This is a genomic window from Streptomyces sp. NPDC005878, assembly GCF_040629815.1.
Taxonomy (GTDB): Bacteria; Actinomycetota; Actinomycetes; order Streptomycetales; family Streptomycetaceae; genus Streptomyces.
Map to the genome: position 1 here is coordinate 15,770 of NZ_JBEXWK010000008.1, position 15,650 is coordinate 31,419.

At 73.4% G+C, this 15,650-nt stretch carries 16 protein-coding genes; 9 read left to right on the top strand and 7 right to left on the bottom strand.

Annotated features, from left to right (window positions below):
- The first annotated feature begins 5 nt into the window (after positions 1 to 5).
- Positions 6 to 728 carry a uridine kinase gene (locus tag ABZ404_RS14890; RefSeq protein ID WP_358831712.1) on the top strand — a complete coding sequence of 241 codons (723 nt, stop codon included), beginning with the start codon at positions 6 to 8 and terminating at the stop codon, positions 726 to 728.
- 369 nt (positions 729 to 1,097) lie between these two features.
- Here the strand turns inward: ABZ404_RS14890 and ABZ404_RS14895 are convergent, their stop codons facing one another.
- The gene (locus ABZ404_RS14895; protein WP_358831713.1) at positions 1,098 to 1,847 is read right to left on the bottom strand and encodes a SigE family RNA polymerase sigma factor; all 750 of its coding nucleotides are present in this window, start codon (positions 1,845 to 1,847) and stop codon (positions 1,098 to 1,100) included.
- Between the two features lie 180 nt (positions 1,848 to 2,027).
- Between ABZ404_RS14895 and afsQ1 the strand changes: the two genes are divergently transcribed.
- From afsQ1 to ABZ404_RS14920, 5 genes are all read left to right on the top strand, one after another.
- Entirely contained in the window at positions 2,028 to 2,705 is a 678-nt protein-coding gene (gene afsQ1 / locus ABZ404_RS14900) for a two-component system response regulator AfsQ1 (RefSeq protein WP_190094067.1), read from the top strand.
- 43 nt (positions 2,706 to 2,748) lie between these two features.
- The gene (locus ABZ404_RS14905) at positions 2,749 to 4,239 is read left to right on the top strand and encodes a HAMP domain-containing sensor histidine kinase (RefSeq protein WP_358831714.1); all 1,491 of its coding nucleotides are present in this window, start codon (positions 2,749 to 2,751) and stop codon (positions 4,237 to 4,239) included.
- Entirely contained in the window at positions 4,236 to 4,880 is a 645-nt protein-coding gene (locus ABZ404_RS14910) for a hypothetical protein (RefSeq protein WP_358831715.1), read from the top strand. Before ABZ404_RS14905 ends, ABZ404_RS14910 begins: the two co-directional genes overlap by 4 nt.
- A gap of 630 nt (positions 4,881 to 5,510) precedes the next feature.
- Positions 5,511 to 6,038: a VanZ family protein gene (locus ABZ404_RS14915; protein WP_358831764.1), complete on the top strand. Its 528-nt coding sequence runs from the start codon at positions 5,511 to 5,513 to the stop codon at positions 6,036 to 6,038.
- A gap of 88 nt (positions 6,039 to 6,126) precedes the next feature.
- The gene (locus ABZ404_RS14920) at positions 6,127 to 6,327 is read left to right on the top strand and encodes a PspC domain-containing protein (RefSeq protein WP_358831716.1); all 201 of its coding nucleotides are present in this window, start codon (positions 6,127 to 6,129) and stop codon (positions 6,325 to 6,327) included.
- A gap of 17 nt (positions 6,328 to 6,344) precedes the next feature.
- Here the strand turns inward: ABZ404_RS14920 and ABZ404_RS14925 are convergent, their stop codons facing one another.
- The 3 genes from ABZ404_RS14925 to ABZ404_RS14935 all read right to left on the bottom strand — a co-directional run bounded on the left by ABZ404_RS14925 (position 6,345) and on the right by ABZ404_RS14935 (position 8,824).
- A complete protein-coding gene (locus tag ABZ404_RS14925; protein ID WP_358831717.1) occupies positions 6,345 to 7,052 on the bottom strand; it encodes a hypothetical protein in 708 nt (235 codons plus the stop codon).
- 138 nt (positions 7,053 to 7,190) lie between these two features.
- Positions 7,191 to 7,535 (bottom strand): ATP-binding protein, encoded by a 345-nt coding sequence (locus ABZ404_RS14930; RefSeq protein ID WP_358831718.1) that lies wholly within the window; start codon positions 7,533 to 7,535, stop codon positions 7,191 to 7,193.
- A 134-nt stretch (positions 7,536 to 7,669) separates the two neighbouring features.
- The gene (locus tag ABZ404_RS14935; protein WP_358831719.1) at positions 7,670 to 8,824 is read right to left on the bottom strand and encodes an adenosine deaminase; all 1,155 of its coding nucleotides are present in this window, start codon (positions 8,822 to 8,824) and stop codon (positions 7,670 to 7,672) included.
- A 114-nt stretch (positions 8,825 to 8,938) separates the two neighbouring features.
- Between ABZ404_RS14935 and ABZ404_RS14940 the strand changes: the two genes are divergently transcribed.
- A complete protein-coding gene (locus ABZ404_RS14940) occupies positions 8,939 to 9,703 on the top strand; it encodes a prolyl oligopeptidase family serine peptidase (RefSeq protein ID WP_358831720.1) in 765 nt (254 codons plus the stop codon).
- A gap of 122 nt (positions 9,704 to 9,825) precedes the next feature.
- Here the strand turns inward: ABZ404_RS14940 and ABZ404_RS14945 are convergent, their stop codons facing one another.
- Positions 9,826 to 10,722 carry a LysR family transcriptional regulator gene (locus tag ABZ404_RS14945; protein ID WP_358831721.1) on the bottom strand — a complete coding sequence of 299 codons (897 nt, stop codon included), beginning with the start codon at positions 10,720 to 10,722 and terminating at the stop codon, positions 9,826 to 9,828.
- A gap of 119 nt (positions 10,723 to 10,841) precedes the next feature.
- On the opposite strand from ABZ404_RS14945, the gene ABZ404_RS14950 reads away from it, so the two are divergent.
- Both ABZ404_RS14950 and ABZ404_RS14955 read left to right on the top strand, forming a co-directional pair.
- Positions 10,842 to 12,131: an MFS transporter gene (locus ABZ404_RS14950; protein WP_358831722.1), complete on the top strand. Its 1,290-nt coding sequence runs from the start codon at positions 10,842 to 10,844 to the stop codon at positions 12,129 to 12,131.
- 83 nt (positions 12,132 to 12,214) lie between these two features.
- The gene (locus ABZ404_RS14955; protein WP_358831723.1) at positions 12,215 to 13,213 is read left to right on the top strand and encodes a sigma-70 family RNA polymerase sigma factor; all 999 of its coding nucleotides are present in this window, start codon (positions 12,215 to 12,217) and stop codon (positions 13,211 to 13,213) included.
- Between the two features lie 717 nt (positions 13,214 to 13,930).
- Here ABZ404_RS14955 and ABZ404_RS14960 read toward each other — a convergent pair.
- Both ABZ404_RS14960 and ABZ404_RS14965 read right to left on the bottom strand, forming a co-directional pair.
- The gene (locus tag ABZ404_RS14960; protein WP_358831724.1) at positions 13,931 to 14,203 is read right to left on the bottom strand and encodes an STAS domain-containing protein; all 273 of its coding nucleotides are present in this window, start codon (positions 14,201 to 14,203) and stop codon (positions 13,931 to 13,933) included.
- Positions 14,204 to 14,350: 147 nt separating this feature from the next.
- Positions 14,351 to 15,628 (bottom strand): thymidine phosphorylase, encoded by a 1,278-nt coding sequence (locus tag ABZ404_RS14965; RefSeq protein ID WP_358831725.1) that lies wholly within the window; start codon positions 15,626 to 15,628, stop codon positions 14,351 to 14,353.
- Between the last annotated feature and the right edge of the window lie 22 nt (positions 15,629 to 15,650).

Genomic DNA, 15,650 nt, shown 5'->3' on the forward strand with positions numbered 1-15,650 from the left:
GTGTGATGCTCGATACCAACGGGCTCCCCGGGGGGTCCACCTCCCGGGTGGATGCCTCAGACTGGTGTCCCGTGACCGCACACGCCATCGCGACCCGCGTCGTTCTCCTCACGGGCCCCTCCGGTTCCGGAAAGTCCTCTCTCGCCGCCCGCACGGGTCTTCCCGTGCTGCGCCTGGACGACTTCTACAAGGAGGCCGACGACCCGACCCTGCCGCGCGTGCCGGGCTCCTCGGACATCGACTGGGACTCCCCCGCGTCCTGGGACGCGGACGCGGCCGTGGCGGCCGTCGTCGAGCTGTGCCGTACGGGACGCACGGCCGTGCCGGAGTACGACATCGCGACCAGCTCGCGGACCGGGACGACGCTGTTCGCCACCGACGGCGCGCAGTTGTTCGTCGCGGAAGGGATCTTCGCGGCGGACATCGTGACGCGCCTGCGGGAGCACGGTGTGCTCGCCGACGCGCTGTGTCTGCGCGGGCGGCCCTCGACCACGTTCCGGCGCCGGCTCCTGCGCGACCTCAAGGAGGGGCGGAAGTCCGTGCCGATGCTGCTGCGGCGCGGGTGGCGGCTGATGCGGGCCGAGCGGGGCATCGTGGCGCGGCAGGCCGCGCTGGGGGCGCACCCCTGCGGCAAGCAGGAGGCGCTGGGCCGGGTGTCCGCGGCGGCGGGGCTGTGCGAGGCGGCGGCGGGGTCCGTGGTCGCGGCGGCGCCCACCGCGGGGGTCTGATCGCACCGCGGGCACCGCGGGGGTCTGATCGCACCGCGGGCACCGCGGGGGTCTGATCGCACCGCGGGCACCGCGGGGGTCTGATCGCACCGCGGGCACCACGGGGGTCTGATCGCACCACGGGCACCACGGGGGTCTGATCGCACCGCGGGCGACCCCGGCCCGGTCCCCCGGGCGGACCGCCCCGAGGCGCTTCCCGAGGAGAGGCCCGGGCCAACGGGAAAGCGGGACCGAAAGGGCCCCCCGGCCCTTCGGTCCCGCCTGTTTCCCCCGTTACCCGTACGCCCGACGCATCCCCCGAGGCGCCGGCCCCCGTACGCTCCCCCCTGCTCCCCGTACTCCGGCGGCTGCCACCGCCGGGCCAGACCTTCAGGCCACCAGCTCGCCGAAGGACTCCTCCTCGTCACGGCCGAAGGCGAGGACGTCGTCCTCGCGCAGCCGGCGGAGCGACCGCCAGATGCTGGACTTCACCGTGCCGACACTGATGTCGAGGATGTCCGCGATCTCCGGGTCGGTGCGGCCCTCGTAGTACCGCAGGACCAGCATCGTGCGCTGGAGTTCGGGCAGGCGTGCCAGCGCCTGCCAGAGCACCGCGCGCAGCTCCGTACCGCGCATCGCGTCCGTGTCGCCCGCCGTCTCCGGCAGCTCCTCGGTCGGGTACTCGTTCAGCTTGCGGCGGCGCCACGCGCTGATGTGGAGGTTCGTCATGGTGCGGCGGAGGTAGCCCCCGACCGCGGCCTTGTCGCTGATCCGGTCCCAGGCCCGGTAGGTCGAGAACAGCGCGCTCTGCAGCAGGTCCTCGGCCTCGAACCGGTCTCCGGTCAGGTGGTAGGCGGTGGCGTACAGGGAGGCCCGGCGCTCCTGCACATAGGCCGTGAACTCGGCCTCGGAGGCGGAACGCTCCCCCGTGGCCTCCCCGTACGCCGCATCCCCGCCGGTCCCCGCGCCCCTGAAGGGCGAGGTCGGCACCGCGTCGAGCACCGTCATGTACGACTGGTGCTGACGCCCGGTGCCGCGAGCGCACCCCCGTCCGCTCACGGCACCGGACTTCTCGCTCCGCACGACGTCGTGGAGACGCGTGACAACTGCGCTTGAGGTGGTGCTGTGCAGTGCGTTCATCTCGCGCCCCCCGTCGGTGGAGTCTTGTTCCGGTCGGTACGAGGAAGACTCTGCCGGGCCAGTTTCATCGCGGTGTCCGACGACTGTCACAGGCCTGTCACAGCGGGCCGGGCGTGGGGGAAAGGGGGCGATGTCCACGGAAGGTCGAACTCCGCTCCCCCATGGGCCAGAATGACCTCCGTGCCTTTCCTGTTGCTGATCGAGGACGACGACGCCATCCGCACGGCGCTCGAACTCTCCCTGTCCCGCCAGGGCCACCGTGTGGCCACCGCGGCGACGGGAGAGGACGGCCTGAAGCTGCTCCGTGAGCAGCGGCCGGATCTGGTCGTGCTGGACGTCATGCTGCCCGGGATCGACGGCTTCGAGGTGTGCCGCCGTATCCGGCGCACCGACCAGCTGCCGATCATTCTGCTGACCGCGCGCAGCGACGACATCGACGTGGTCGTCGGCCTGGAGTCCGGCGCCGACGACTACGTGGTCAAGCCGGTCCAGGGGCGGGTGCTGGACGCCCGGATCCGGGCGGTGCTGCGGCGCGGCGAGCGCGAGGCCACCGACTCGGCGACCTTCGGCAACGTGGTGATCGACCGGGCCGCGATGACGGTCACCAAGAACGGCGAGGACCTGCAACTCACCCCCACCGAGCTGCGGCTGCTGCTCGAGCTGAGCCGCCGCCCCGGGCAGGCGCTCTCCCGCCAGCAGCTGCTGCGGCTGGTGTGGGAGCACGACTACCTGGGCGACTCCCGGCTGGTCGACGCGTGCGTCCAGCGGCTGCGGGCCAAGGTCGAGGACGTACCGTCGTCGCCCACGCTGATCCGCACGGTGCGCGGGGTGGGCTACCGCCTCGACACCCCGTCCTGACCCCGCCTGCGCGGTCGAACCCAAGAAAGCAGCGATTCGGAACGTGAAGAAGGCGATACTCGCCGGTCTCCGCTGGACCAGCCTGCGCCTGCGTCTGGTCGTCGTGTTCGCGCTCGTCGCGCTGACCGCCGCCGTCTCCGCGTCGGGGATCGCGTACTGGCTCAACCGGGAGGCCGTGCTCGTCCGGACCCAGGACGCGGCGCTCGGCGACTTCCGGCAGGAGATGCAGAACCGGGCGGCCTCGCTGCCGCTGCGGCCCACCGCCCACGACCTGCAGACGACCGCCCAGCAGATGGCGGCGAGCAGCCGCTCCGGCTACCACGTCAGCTCCGGCTACCAGGTGCTCCTGGTGGACCAGCGCGACCCGGGCAAGCCGATCGTGGGGGCGTCCGACGTGGACCGCTTCACCCTCGACGACGTGCCGGCCTCGCTCCAGGAGGCGGTGGGCAAGAAGCTGAAGGTCACCGACAGCAACTCCTATCCGTACCACCTGTTCTGGCAGCGCAGGACCCTGCGCGGGAAGCCGTACCTGGTCGGCGGGACGAAGATCATCGGGGGCGGCGCGACCGGGTACATGCTCGCCTCGCTCGACCAGGAGCGGCAGGACCTCAACTCGCTGGCCTGGTCGCTCGGCATCGCCACCGGGCTCGCGCTGCTCGGCTCCGCGCTGCTCGCGCAGGCCGCGGCGACGACCGTGCTGCGGCCGGTGCAGCGGCTCGGCGACGCGGCCCGCCAGCTCGGCGAGGGCAAGCTCGACACCCGGCTGCGGGTCTCGGGCACGGACGAACTGGCCGATCTGTCGCGGACGTTCAACAAGACGGCCGAGAGCCTGGAGAAGAAGGTCAGCGACATGAGCGCGCGGGAGGAGGCGAGCCGGCGGTTCGTCGCGGACATGTCGCACGAGCTGCGGACGCCGCTGACCGCGCTGACGGCCGTCACCGAGGTCCTGGAGGACGAGGCGGACAGCCTCGACCCGATGATCGCGCCCGCCGTGCAGCTGGTGGTCTCCGAGACGCGCCGGCTCAACGTCCTGGTCGAGAACCTGATGGAGGTCACGCGCTTCGACGCCGGTACGGCCAGGCTCGTCCTCGACACCGTGGACATCGCCGACCAGATCACCGCGTGCATCGACGCGCGCGCGTGGCTGGACGCGGTGGACCTGGACGCCGAACGCGGCATCATGGCGCGCCTCGACCCGCGCCGCCTGGACGTGATCCTGGCCAACCTGATCGGGAACGCGCTCAAGCACGGCGGCTCCCCGGTGCGGGTGTCGGTACGGGTGGAGGGCGAGGAACTGGTGATCGCGGTACGGGACCACGGGCCCGGCATCCCGGAGGAGGTGCTGCCGCACGTGTTCGACCGCTTCTACAAGGCGAGCGCGTCCCGGCCGCGGTCGGAGGGCAGCGGTCTCGGCCTGTCCATCGCGATGGAGAACGCCCACATCCACGGGGGCGACATCACCGCGGCGAACTCGCCCGAGGGCGGGGCGGTGTTCGTGCTGCGGCTGCCGCGCGACGGGGGTGAGGAGGCGTGAGGCGGCTTCTCGGCGGGGCGCTGGCCCTGCTCGCGCTCGGCGCCGCCGCCACGGGGTGCGGCATCCGGCCCACCGCGGTCCCGGTGGACGCCGGGCCCGCTCCCTCGCGGGTGCCGTGCGAGGTGCCGGGGAACCCCGAGAACCCGGCGGACCCGGAGAATCCCGCCTCCCCTCGGTTCGACGGCGTGCGGGTCCGGGTCTACCTGGTGTGCGGGGCGCAGCTGGTGTCGGCCGAGCGGTCCGTGCGGATCCCCGAGGGCCGGTCCTCGGCCGACCGGCTCCGGTTCGCGCAGGCGCTGCTCGGCGAGCTGGAGGTCACGCCGTCGGGGGACGAGAAGGCGGCCGGCTACACGACGGACGTCCGGGGGCCGCTGACGGTGACGGACGCGCGCAAGGGCGATCCGGCGGGGGCGCTGCGGCTCAGCCGGCTGCCCGAGGACCTGCCCGCGCTCGCGCTGTCGCAGATCGTGTGCACGTACGCGGAGAACGCGCCGGTGTCGTCGGGGGGGCGGGTGGTGCTGGGGGGGCCGGGGGAGGATCCGGCGCGGGCGTACGCGTGCACGGGCGAGATGAAGTCCCGCCCGGACGCGACCCCGACCCTGGGCGAGCCCCTGCGCTCCCCGACTCCGCCCGCGCCCTGACCTGCGGCCCGCGTTCCCGGTCCTTTCGCCTGCGGGTGATAAGTGGCCGGCCGCGCAGTTCCCCGCGCCCCTGAAGGGGCGTGCGGCCCATCCCACGGGGCTCCGCCCCGATCCTGTCGTCCGCAGACCGGCGGGGGCTGGTCGCGCAGTTCCCCGCGCCCCTTGAAGGGCCTACGGCCCATCCCACAGGGCTTCCGCCCCCCGGATCCCGTCGTCCGCAGACCGGCCGGGGCTGATCGCGCAGTTCCCCGCGCCCCTTGAAGGGCCTACGGCCCATCCCACAGGGCTTCCGCCCCCCGGATCCCGTCGTCCGCAGACCGGCCGGGGCTGGTCGCGCAGTTCCCCGCGCCCCTGGAGGGGCCTGCGGCCCCTTGGGCGGCGTCCGGGGTTCGCTCGGGACGCGCCGGGCGGCTGAACCTGCTGTTCCGGGCACCCCGTACCCCCTAGGGGCGCGGGGAACTGCGCGACCAGCCACCCACCACCCGCAGACGAACGCAACACGCACCCGAGCCACCCCAACCCCCCAGGGCGCCCCCGCAGACGAGGCGAACCGGCCCCGGAACCGTTCCCCCGCCCCCGCGCGTCTTCGCCCTCGTGCAACAGCGTCATGCCCTGGGCAACCGCAACCCCATCGCCTTCCGGAACCCCACCGCCAGCCGGTTCCGCGTGGCGGGCTCCGCTCTTCTTTTCGCGTACATGGCGCTCGTCGCGTGTCTCACCCTGCGTCCCCGTGACGTCATGTGGGTGACCGCGCCCAACCTCACCCCGCTCGCCGGCATCCGCGCCGACCTGGCGCTCGGGTGGGTCGAGGCGGTGAGCCGGATCGGGGAGGGGCTGCTGCTGCTCGCGCCGCTCGGGGTGCTGTTCCCCCTCGTCGGCGGGCGCCTCGACGTCTCCCCCGTCGCCTCCCTCCTGCGCACGACCGCCGCCGCGGCGCTCGTCTCCCTCGGCATCGCCCTGGTGCAGACGTCCGTACCCGGTCAGGTCGCCGACGTGGACGCGCTGCTGCTGAACACCGCCGGGGCCGCGCTGGCGCATATCGCCGTGGTGCCCGCCGGGCGGATCGCGCTGCGGCGGCGTCTGGGGCGCGAGCTGTCCGTACCCGCCGTGGCTCAGGGTCGTACCCCGACGATTCCCAGGGTCGGGATCGCCCCGTAGTCCGACGCTTTGCCCGGTTCCCGGCGGCAGGGTTGAGAAGCGAACGACACCAGGCGAACGACACCGCCCTCAGCCCGAAGGAGTCCCCATGGCCACCCTTGCCCGCCCCCGCGACGGACGCGTGATCGGCGGGGTGTGCGCCGCGCTGGCACGGCGCTTCGGCACCTCCGCCACCACGATGCGCGTGATCTTCGTGCTCTCGTGCCTGCTGCCCGGCCCGCAGTTCCTGCTCTACATCGCGCTGTGGATCCTCCTGCCCAAGGAGCGGACGCACAGCGCCGCCTGGTGAGGCCCCGGCTCCGCGGGTCAGCCCAGGACCCGGCGCACCTTCTCCACCTGCCGGTCCGCCACGTCCCTCGGCACCTCCACCAGCTCCTGCGCCCCGCCCCGGGACGGCGCGCCGAGGTTGAGCGTCATGAACCGTACGACCGTCGCGCCCTGGCGCACCACGACGACATGGACCGGCGTGTCCACGCCGACCTGCGTGGACGACGCCGACCAGCTCACCGACTCGTCGCCGCCGATCCGGTACGGCCGGGCCTTCACGCGCGCGTACGTGGAGGCCGTCGCGCCCAGGTCGGCCGTGAAGCCGGGGCAGGCGGCGACCGCCGCGCGCAGGTCGTCGACGAGCTTCTCCGCGTCGGGGCGCGCGTACGTACTGAGCGTGGCCGTGACCGCGAGGCCGAGTCTGCGCTGGGAGCCCAGGCCCCGGTCGACCGTCTCGCGCGCCCGCGGGTCCGGCCGGTCGCCCATGACGTCGGCGAGCGGCTGGCACTGGCGGCGGTCGGCCCGCGGGCGGGTCCGGTTCCGGGCGGTGGTGCCGGCGGAGACCTGGTAGCCGGGCACGTCGCCCTGGGCGAGGGCCGCCCGCTGGAGGGCGGTGGCCGGGGTCGAGGAGGGGTGGGAGGCGCGCGCCGCGGCCTTGTCGTCCGAGGCGGCGCCCGAGCCGCACGCGGTGGTGAGGAGCAGCGCCGACGCCGACAGCACGGCGAGTCCAGTCGCCTTCACACGCATCGTGGAACCCTACTCACCTGTCAATGGTCTGCGTTCGAGCCGCGATCCTGACACAGACGCGGCGAGGCGCACACCCGAGACCGGATGTGCGCCCCACCACAAGGCCTCCACGCACCGACTGACGGTACGTTCGCGCCATCAGCCGCCGAGGCCGGGCAGACCGGCGCCGCCGAGCGGCAGGCCGCTGGTCGGCAGACCGCTGGCGGGCAGGCCGCCGAGAAGGCCGCCCACCGGGTCCGCGCCCGCCGGCGTGGACGCGCCCTTGCCCGGCTTGTGCTGACCGGAGGTCAGGGACTGCGGGGCACCCTCGGGGAGCGTCTTGGTGACGCTCTCGACGGGCAGCGTCTTGGTCAGGCCGGGCAGGGCGGGAAGCTCGGGGACCCCGGCGACGGCGGGCGCGGCGGAGGCCGTACCGGCGGCAGCGGCGGCGAAGGCGACACCGAGAGCGGCGGCACCGAGCGTCTTGACGGCAGACTGCTTCATCTGGGATTCATCCTAGGGAAGGGGATGTGAGCGGCTCTGCAAGCTAGTCAGACCGCCGCGCGCCCCGCAAACACGTGAAACCAGGGGAAACGGCCGGGATTTGCCATTCCCGGCCGTGCGGACCCTTGTCCCGATCAGCCCATCGGCGGGGTAGAACCGCTGGTCGCAGCGGTCTGCTTGAACAGCCACGCGGATTTCAACTCGGCGTAGCCGGGCTTGATCACGTCGTTGATCATGGCGAGGCGTTCGTCGAAAGGAATGAACGCTGATTTCATCGCATTGACGGTGAACCACTGCATGTCGTCGAGTGTGTAGCCGAACGCCTCGGTCAGCCGCTCGAATTCCTGGCTCATGCTGGTGCCGCTCATCAGCCGGTTGTCGGTGTTGACCGTGGCGCGGAAGTGGAGCCGGCGCAGCAGCCCGATCGGGTGTTCGGCGTACGAGGCGGCGGCGCCCGTCTGGAGGTTGGAGGTCGGGCACATCTCCAGCGGGACGCGCTTGTCCCGTACGTACGCGGCGAGCCGCCCCAGCTTCACGGTGCCGTCCTCGGCGACCTCGATGTCGTCGATGATCCGCACGCCGTGGCCGAGCCGGTCGGCGCCGCACCACTGGAGCGCCTGCCAGATCGACGGCAGGCCGAAGGCCTCGCCCGCGTGGATGGTGAAGTGGTTGTTCTCCCGCTTCAGGTACTCGAACGCGTCCAGGTGGCGGGTGGGCGGGAAGCCCGCCTCCGCGCCCGCGATGTCGAAGCCGACCACGCCCGAGTCCCGGTAGGAGTTGGCGAGTTCGGCGATCTCCAGGGCGCGGGCGGCGTGCCGCATGGCGGTCAGGAGCGCCCCGACACGGATGCGGTTGCCGTCGGCGCGGGCCCGGCGCTCGCCTTCCCGGAAGCCCTCGTTGACCGCCTCCACGACCTCCTGGAGGGTCAGCCCGCCTTCCAGGTGCTGCTCCGGCGCGTACCGCACCTCGGCGTAGACGACTCCGTCCTGCGCCAGGTCCTCCGCGCACTCGGCGGCGACGCGGAAGAGCGCGTCGCGGGTCTGCATGACGGCGCAGGTGTGCGCGAAGGTCTCCAGATACCGCTCCAGGGAACCGGAGTCGGCGGCTTCCCGGAACCAGATGCCGAGCTTGTCGGCCTCGGTCTCGGGCAGGTTGGTGTACCCGGTCTGTTCGGCGATCTCAATGATGGTGCCAGGACGCAGACCGCCGTCGAGGTGGTCGTGGAGCAGCACCTTCGGGGCGCGGCGGATCTGGTCCGGGGTCGGTACGTCGGTGGTCTGGCTCGTCATCTGCGCATGCTAGCCCCTACGCGCGTAGATCGCCGGGAGTCTCCGGGTTGCCGATACGTAACAGTGACTGCGCGGACGGGTGGAGTACACGTCGGCTTCTGAGACTGTTCTGCCATGGCACAGCATGCGACTTCCCTGCCTGCTGCCCGGCTCGGACGGGCCGTCGGCGCGACCGGCGCCGGCTCCTCGGTCGGCGGTGTGGTGCTGGTGCTGCCGGACGGCGACCCCGTCTCGGCGCGCCGCCCCTCCCCCCTCGCCTACGCCTCGGCGCTGCCGCTGGCACGGCGGTTGGCCCGGGCGGGCCGGGCCGACGGTCTGGTGGCCCATCCGGTGCGCTACCGGGGCCGGGGCTGGAACGGCGGCGACGCCCTGCTCGCGGCGGACGCCGAATGGGCCGCGGACGAGGTGGTGCGCCGGTACGGGGACGTACCCGTGTGTCTGGCCGGGCACGGGATGGGCGGGCGGGCGGCGCTGCGCGCGGCGGGGCACGAGGCCGTCGACTGCGTGCTGGCGCTGGCCCCTTGGCTGCCGGAGGAGGACGTGGCGGCCGAGCCGGAGCCGGTGAGGCAACTGGTGGGCCGGCGGGTGCTGATCGTGCACGGCACCAATGACGCGCGCTGCGACCCGGAGCTGTCCTTCCGGCTCGCCGCGCGCGCGAAGAAGGCCAACCGCGACACCTGCCGCTTCGAGGTCCACTCCGACGGGCACGGGCTGCGCCAGCACCGCCCCGAAGTCCTGGCGCTGGCCGCCGACTTCGTGAAGGGGTCGCTCTTCGCGCACGCGTACGCGCGTCCCGTCGCCGATGCCCTGGCCGCCCCGCCGCCGCTGGGGCTGCGGATGCCGCTCGCGGCGGGCTTCGGGAAGTCGCTGGGCGGATAGCGGGCCGTACGGACGCTTCGAGCCCGCCTCGCACCCCTGTCGTCCGCCCGGAGGGCGGGGGTTCAGGGCCCGGCTCGAACCTCCGCAGTCCGGGCGGAGGGCGGGGGTGCGAGGACCGGCTCTCAGACCGGCAGCAACTGCCCCCGCCGCGACAGCAGGAACGCCTTGAAGGCGGCCACCGGAGGGGTGTCGGGGTGGCCGTCGAGCCAGGCCACCCCGATCTCGCGGACCGCCCGGGGTGCCGTCACCGTCAGCTCGACCACGCCCGGGCGGGCCACCGCGGGCGGCGGCAGCAGGGCCACGCCCAGGCCCGCCGCCACCAGGCCGCGCAGGGTCTCCGCCTCCTCGCCCTCGAAGGCCACCCGGGGCGTGAACCCGGCCTGGGCGCACAGGTCGTCCGTGATGCGCCGCAGCCCGTAGCCGGGCTCCAGGGTCACGAACGTCTCCTCGGCCGCCTCCGCGAGCCGCACCCGCTTGCGGGCCGCGAGGCGGTGGTCGTCGGGGACGACGAGGCGCAGCCGCTGCTCGTCCAGGCGGCGGGCCACCAGGTCGGGCGCGTCGGGCACCGGCGAGGTGAGGCACAGGTCGAGGTCCCCGGCGCGCAGCCGCTCGATCATGGCCTCGCCGTAGTTCTGCACCAGCGTGAAGCGCACCCGGGGGTGGGTGACGCGGAAGGCCCGGATGAGGCCGGGGACGGTCTCGGAGCCCATGGTGTGCAGGAAACCGAAGGCGACCTTGCCCGTCGCCGGGTCGGCGTCGGCCCGCACCGACTCGGCGGCCCGCCCGACCTCCGCGAGGGAGCGTTCGGCCGAGGCCAGGAAGGTGCGCCCGGCAGGGGTCAGCGAGACGGTGCGGCCCCGGCGGGCGAACAGGGTGACGCCCAGGTCCTCTTCGAGCCGCACCATCGCGCGCGAGAGCGTCGACTGGGGCACGCCGAGCTCCTGCGCCGCACGCGTGACGTGCTCGTGCCGGGCGACCGCGGCGAAGTACGCGAGGCGGGGCGCGAGTACCGCGACCATGTCTTCTTCGTTACTGTTCAATGACAGACACCCGCCTGAGCTGTGCTTATGCGTACGTGGATCGATTATGCGCGCTCCACGCATTGGACGCATAAATCTCCCGGGCCTACGGTCGAACCATGCCTCCCGCCAGTACCGGGGCACCCGCCACCGTGGGTGCCTCCACCGCGCCGTCCCCCGACCAGCTCTCCCCGGGTGCCCCCGGCTACCGCCGGATGAGCTTCGCGCTCTTCGCGGCCGGGGTCGCCACCTTCGCCCTCCTCTACTCCACCCAGGCGCTGCTCCCGCTGATCTCCGGGGACCTGGGGGCGACGGCCTCCGCGGCGAGCTGGACCGTGTCGGCGGCGACCGGCGCGCTGGCGCTGTGCGTGCTGCCGCTGAGCGCGGTGTCCGAGCGGTTCGGGCGGTCCCGGACGATGACGGTCTCGCTGGTGGTCGCGGTCGGCGTGGGGCTGCTCGTCCCGTTCGCGCCCACCGTGGGCTGGCTGGTGGCGCTGCGGGCGGTCCAGGGCGCGGCCCTGGCGGGACTGCCCGCCTCCGCCATGGCCTACCTCGCCGAGGAGGTGCGGCCCAAGGCGCTGGTCGCCGCGATCGGCCTGTTCGTCGCGGGCAACTCCATCGGCGGCATGAGCGGCCGCATCCTCACCGGCTGGGTGGCCCAGGCGTGGGGCTGGCGCGCGGCGCTGGCCGCCGTCGGACTCCTGGCGGCCGGGTGCGCGGTGGTCTTCCGGCTGCTGCTCCCGAAGTCGCGCCACTTCCGGCCCGCGCCCCTGGACCCGCGCGCGCTGGCCGCCACCGTACGCGGCCACCTCGCGGACCCGCTGCTCGTGCGCCTGTACGCGATCGGCGCGCTCTTCATGACGGTCTTCGGCGCCGTCTACACGGTCATCGGCTACCGGCTCACCGCCGCGCCCTTCCACCTCCCGCAGGGCGTGGTCGGCTCGATCTTCCTGGTGTACCTGGTCGGTACGGTCTCCTCGGCGGGCGCCGGGACGCTGGTGGCCCGGCTCGGCCGCCGGGGCGCGCTGTACCTGGCCGTCTCCACCACGGCCGCCGGTCTGGTGCTGAGCCTGCTCGACTCGCTGGCGGCGGTCCTGGCGGGCCTGGTCCTGATCACCGCGGGCTTCTTCGCGGGCCACGCGGTCGCCTCCTCCTCGGTGAGCCGCACCGCGAAGTCGGGCAGCGCCCAGGCGTCGGCGCTCTACCAGTCCGCGTACTACCTGGGCAGCAGCGCGGGCGGCACCCTGGGCGCGGTCGCCTTCCACGCCGGCGGCTGGGCCGCCACGGTCCTGCTCGGCCTGCTCGCCGTCCTGGGCGTCGTCTCGGTGACGCTGTACGGCAGCCACGCCGCCCGCACCGAGCGGCGCCGCACCGCGACGTGCCTCGGCGCACCCCGTGTGACCTGCTGAGACGTCCGCCCGATGCGCGATTGTCAGTGGGCTCCTGTAGCTTCCGAAGAGCTGGAGCACATGGGCGATCTGGGGTGGACGCGATGGGTGATCGGACGGCGGATCCTGCGGTGGCGACGGACCTCGACTCCCGTCTGGAGAAGCACCGGACCGAGCTGACGGGGTACTGCTACCGGATGCTCGGCTCGGCCTTCGAGGCGGAGGACGCGGTACAGGACACGCTGGTGCGGGCGTGGCGGAGTTACGAGAAGTTCGAGGGCCGCTCGTCCCTGCGGTCCTGGCTCTACCGGATCGCGACCAACGTCTGCCTGGACATGCTGACCGCCAGCGGCAAGCGGGCCCGCCCGATGGACCTGACGGCCCCGCAGACGGCGTCCTCGGCCGTGCTGCGCTCGCGCCCGGAGGTCACCTGGCTGGAGCCGGTGCCGGACGCGCGGGTGCTGCCGACGGCCGTGGACGACCCGGCCGAGACGGCGGTCGCGCGCGAGAGCGTGCGGCTCGCCTTCGTCGCGGCGCTCCAGCATCTGCCGCCCAAGCAGCGGGCGGTGCTCATCCTGCGCGAGGTGCTCGCCTGGAAGGCGAGCGAGGTGGCCGAGCTGCTGGGCACGACGGTGGCGTCGGTCAACAGCGCGCTCCAGCGGGCGCGTTCGACGCTGGCGGAGTCGGAGCCGCGCGCCTCGGACGCGGCGGACCCGCTCGACGAGGACCAGCAGAAGCTCCTGGCCCGCTATGTGGCGGCGTTCGAGGGGTACGACATGTCGGCCCTGACGTCCTTGCTGCACGAGGACGCGACGCTGTCGATGCCGCCGTACGACCTGTGGCTCAGCGGTCCCGAGGACATCGTGGCCTGGCATGTGGGTCCCGGGGCCGACTGCCGGGGCTCGCGCCTCGTCCCCACGGTCGCCAACGGGACGCCCGCGTTCGGGCAGTACCGGGCGAGCGGGCCCGGGGGGCGGCATGAGCCGTGGGCGCTCCAGGTCGTGGAGATCGCGGACGGCAAGATAGTCGGCCTCAACGCGTTCCTGGACACGGCGCGGTGGTTCCCCCTCTTCGGCCTGCCGCCGACGCTCGGGGAGGGGTGAAGCGGCGCGGGTTCGTCTGCGGGAAGTGGGGGTGCGGCCACTTGTGCAGTTCCCCGCGCCCCCAACCCCGCACTGGCCTGCGGCCCGTGCCGACTCACTCGCGCAGTTCCCCGCACCCCTGAAAAACCGTCGTTCGCCTGCGGCCCGTGCTGGGTTGCTCGCGCAGTTCCCCGCGCCCCCAACCCCGCACTGGCCTGCGGCCCGTGCCGACTCACTCGCGCAGTTCCCCGCGCCCTTGAAAACCGTCGTTCGTCTGCGGACCGTGCTGGGTTGCTCGCGCAGTTCCCCGCGCCCCTAAAACCGTCGTTCGTCTGCGGACCGTGGAGGGTTGCTCGCGCCGTTCCCCGCGCCCCTTGGGTAGTCGGCCGCAGCCGGAGAACCCAGCTCAGCCATGGGCTTTGAGGGGCGCGGGGAACTGCGCGAGCAACCGACCACCGACCCGCGGGCGAAGACCGGGCCGTTCAGGGGCGCGAGGAACTGCGCGACCAGCCCACCACCCACCCGCAGACAAACACCAGGCCGTTTAGGGGCGCGGGGAACTGCGCGAGCAGCCGACCACCGACCCGCGGGCGAAGACCGGGCCGTTCAGGGGCGCGGGGAACTGCGCGAGCAACCGACCACCGACCCGCGGGCGAAGACCGGGCCGTTCAGGGGCGCGGGGAACTGCGCGACCAGCCACCCACCACCCGCAGACAAACACCATGCACCCCGGGACGGTTACTCCGTCAGCCCCGTGAGGTGCAGCAGCGCCGCCAACCCCGGCCCCACCCCCCGCAGCGACAACCCCCCACCCGCCCGGCGCGCGGTCAGCCGGAGCCGGGCCACCGCCTCCACCGCCGCCAGATCGGCCCGGACGAGCCCGCCCACGTCGCACACCACCTCCCGCGCCCCGGCCGCGTACAGCGACCGCAGCCGCGCGCACAGCGCGGGGACGTCGGCGAGGGCCAGCGGCGACGGGACGACGAGGAGCGCGGGTCGAATGGGGTTCACATGCGGACAGACCCGCCCCGGCCGGGAAAGTCATCGGCCGGGGCGGGTCAGTGCGGAACCCGGGGCGGGTCCGTGCGGAACCCGGGGCAGGCCCGTGCGGAACCGGGGGCGGGTCCGTGCGGAACCCGGGGCAGGCCCGTGCGGGGGTCAGGCGATGCGGTCCAGCACGATCGGGTTCGCGGTGAACGAGGTGCCCGCCGGGGCGATGTCGTACGAGTCGCCCAGCGTCTTCAGGGCGTAGTCGAACTTCTCCGGCGTGTCCGTGTGCAGGGTGAGCAGCGGCTGGCCCGCCGTCACCGTGTCGCCCGGCTTGGCGTGCAGCTCGACGCCCGCGCCCGCCTGCACCGGGTCCTCCTTGCGGGCCCGGCCGGCGCCCAGGCGCCAGGCGGCGACGCCGATGTCGTACGCGTCGAGGCGGGTCAGTACGCCCGAGGCGGGGGCGGTGACGACGTGCTGCTCGCGGGCGACCGGCAGGGTGGCGTCCGGGTCGCCGCCCTGGGCCGCGATCATCCGGCGCCACACGTCCATGGCCGAGCCGTCGGCGAGGGCCTTCTCGGGGTCGGCGTCCTTGATCCCGGCGGCGTCCAGCATCTCGCGGGCGAGCGCCAGGGTGAGGTCGACGACGTCCTTGGGGCCGCCACCGGCCAGCACCTCGACGGACTCGCGCACTTCGAGGGCGTTGCCCGCGGTGAGGCCGAGCGGGGTGGACATGTCGGTGAGCAGCGCGACGGTCTTGACGCCGCTGTCGGTGCCGAGCGCGACCATGGTGGAGGCGAGCTCGCGGGCGTCCTCGATGGTCTTCATGAAGGCGCCGGTGCCGACCTTGACGTCGAGGACCAGCGAGCCGGTGCCCTCGGCGATCTTCTTGGACATGATCGAGGAGGCGATCAGCGGGATGGCCTCGACGGTGCCGGTGACGTCGCGCAGCGCGTAGAGCTTCTTGTCGGCCGGGGCCAGTCCGTCGCCCGCCGCGCAGATGACGGCGCCGGTGGTGTCCAGGACGTTCAGCATCTCCTCGTTGGAGAGCAGCGCGCGCCAGCCGGGGATGGACTCCAGCTTGTCCAGGGTGCCGCCGGTGTGGCCGAGGCCCCGGCCGGACAGCTGCGGCACGGCCGCGCCGCACGCGGCGACCAGCGGGGCGAGCGGCAGCGTGATCTTGTCGCCGACGCCGCCGGTGGAGTGCTTGTCGGCGGTGGGCCGCGAGAGCGCGTCGAAGTTCATGCGCTCGCCGGACGCGATCATCGCGGCGGTCCAGCGGGCGATCTCCGTACGGTTCATGCCGTTGAGCAGGATCGCCATGGCCAGCGCCGACATCTGCTCGTCGGCGACGACACCCCGGGTGTAGGCGTCGATGACCCAGTCGATCTGCTCCGGGCTCAGCTCGCCCCGGTCTCGCTTGGTGCGGATGACGGAGATGACGTCCATGGCATTCCTTCCGGCAAGTGCG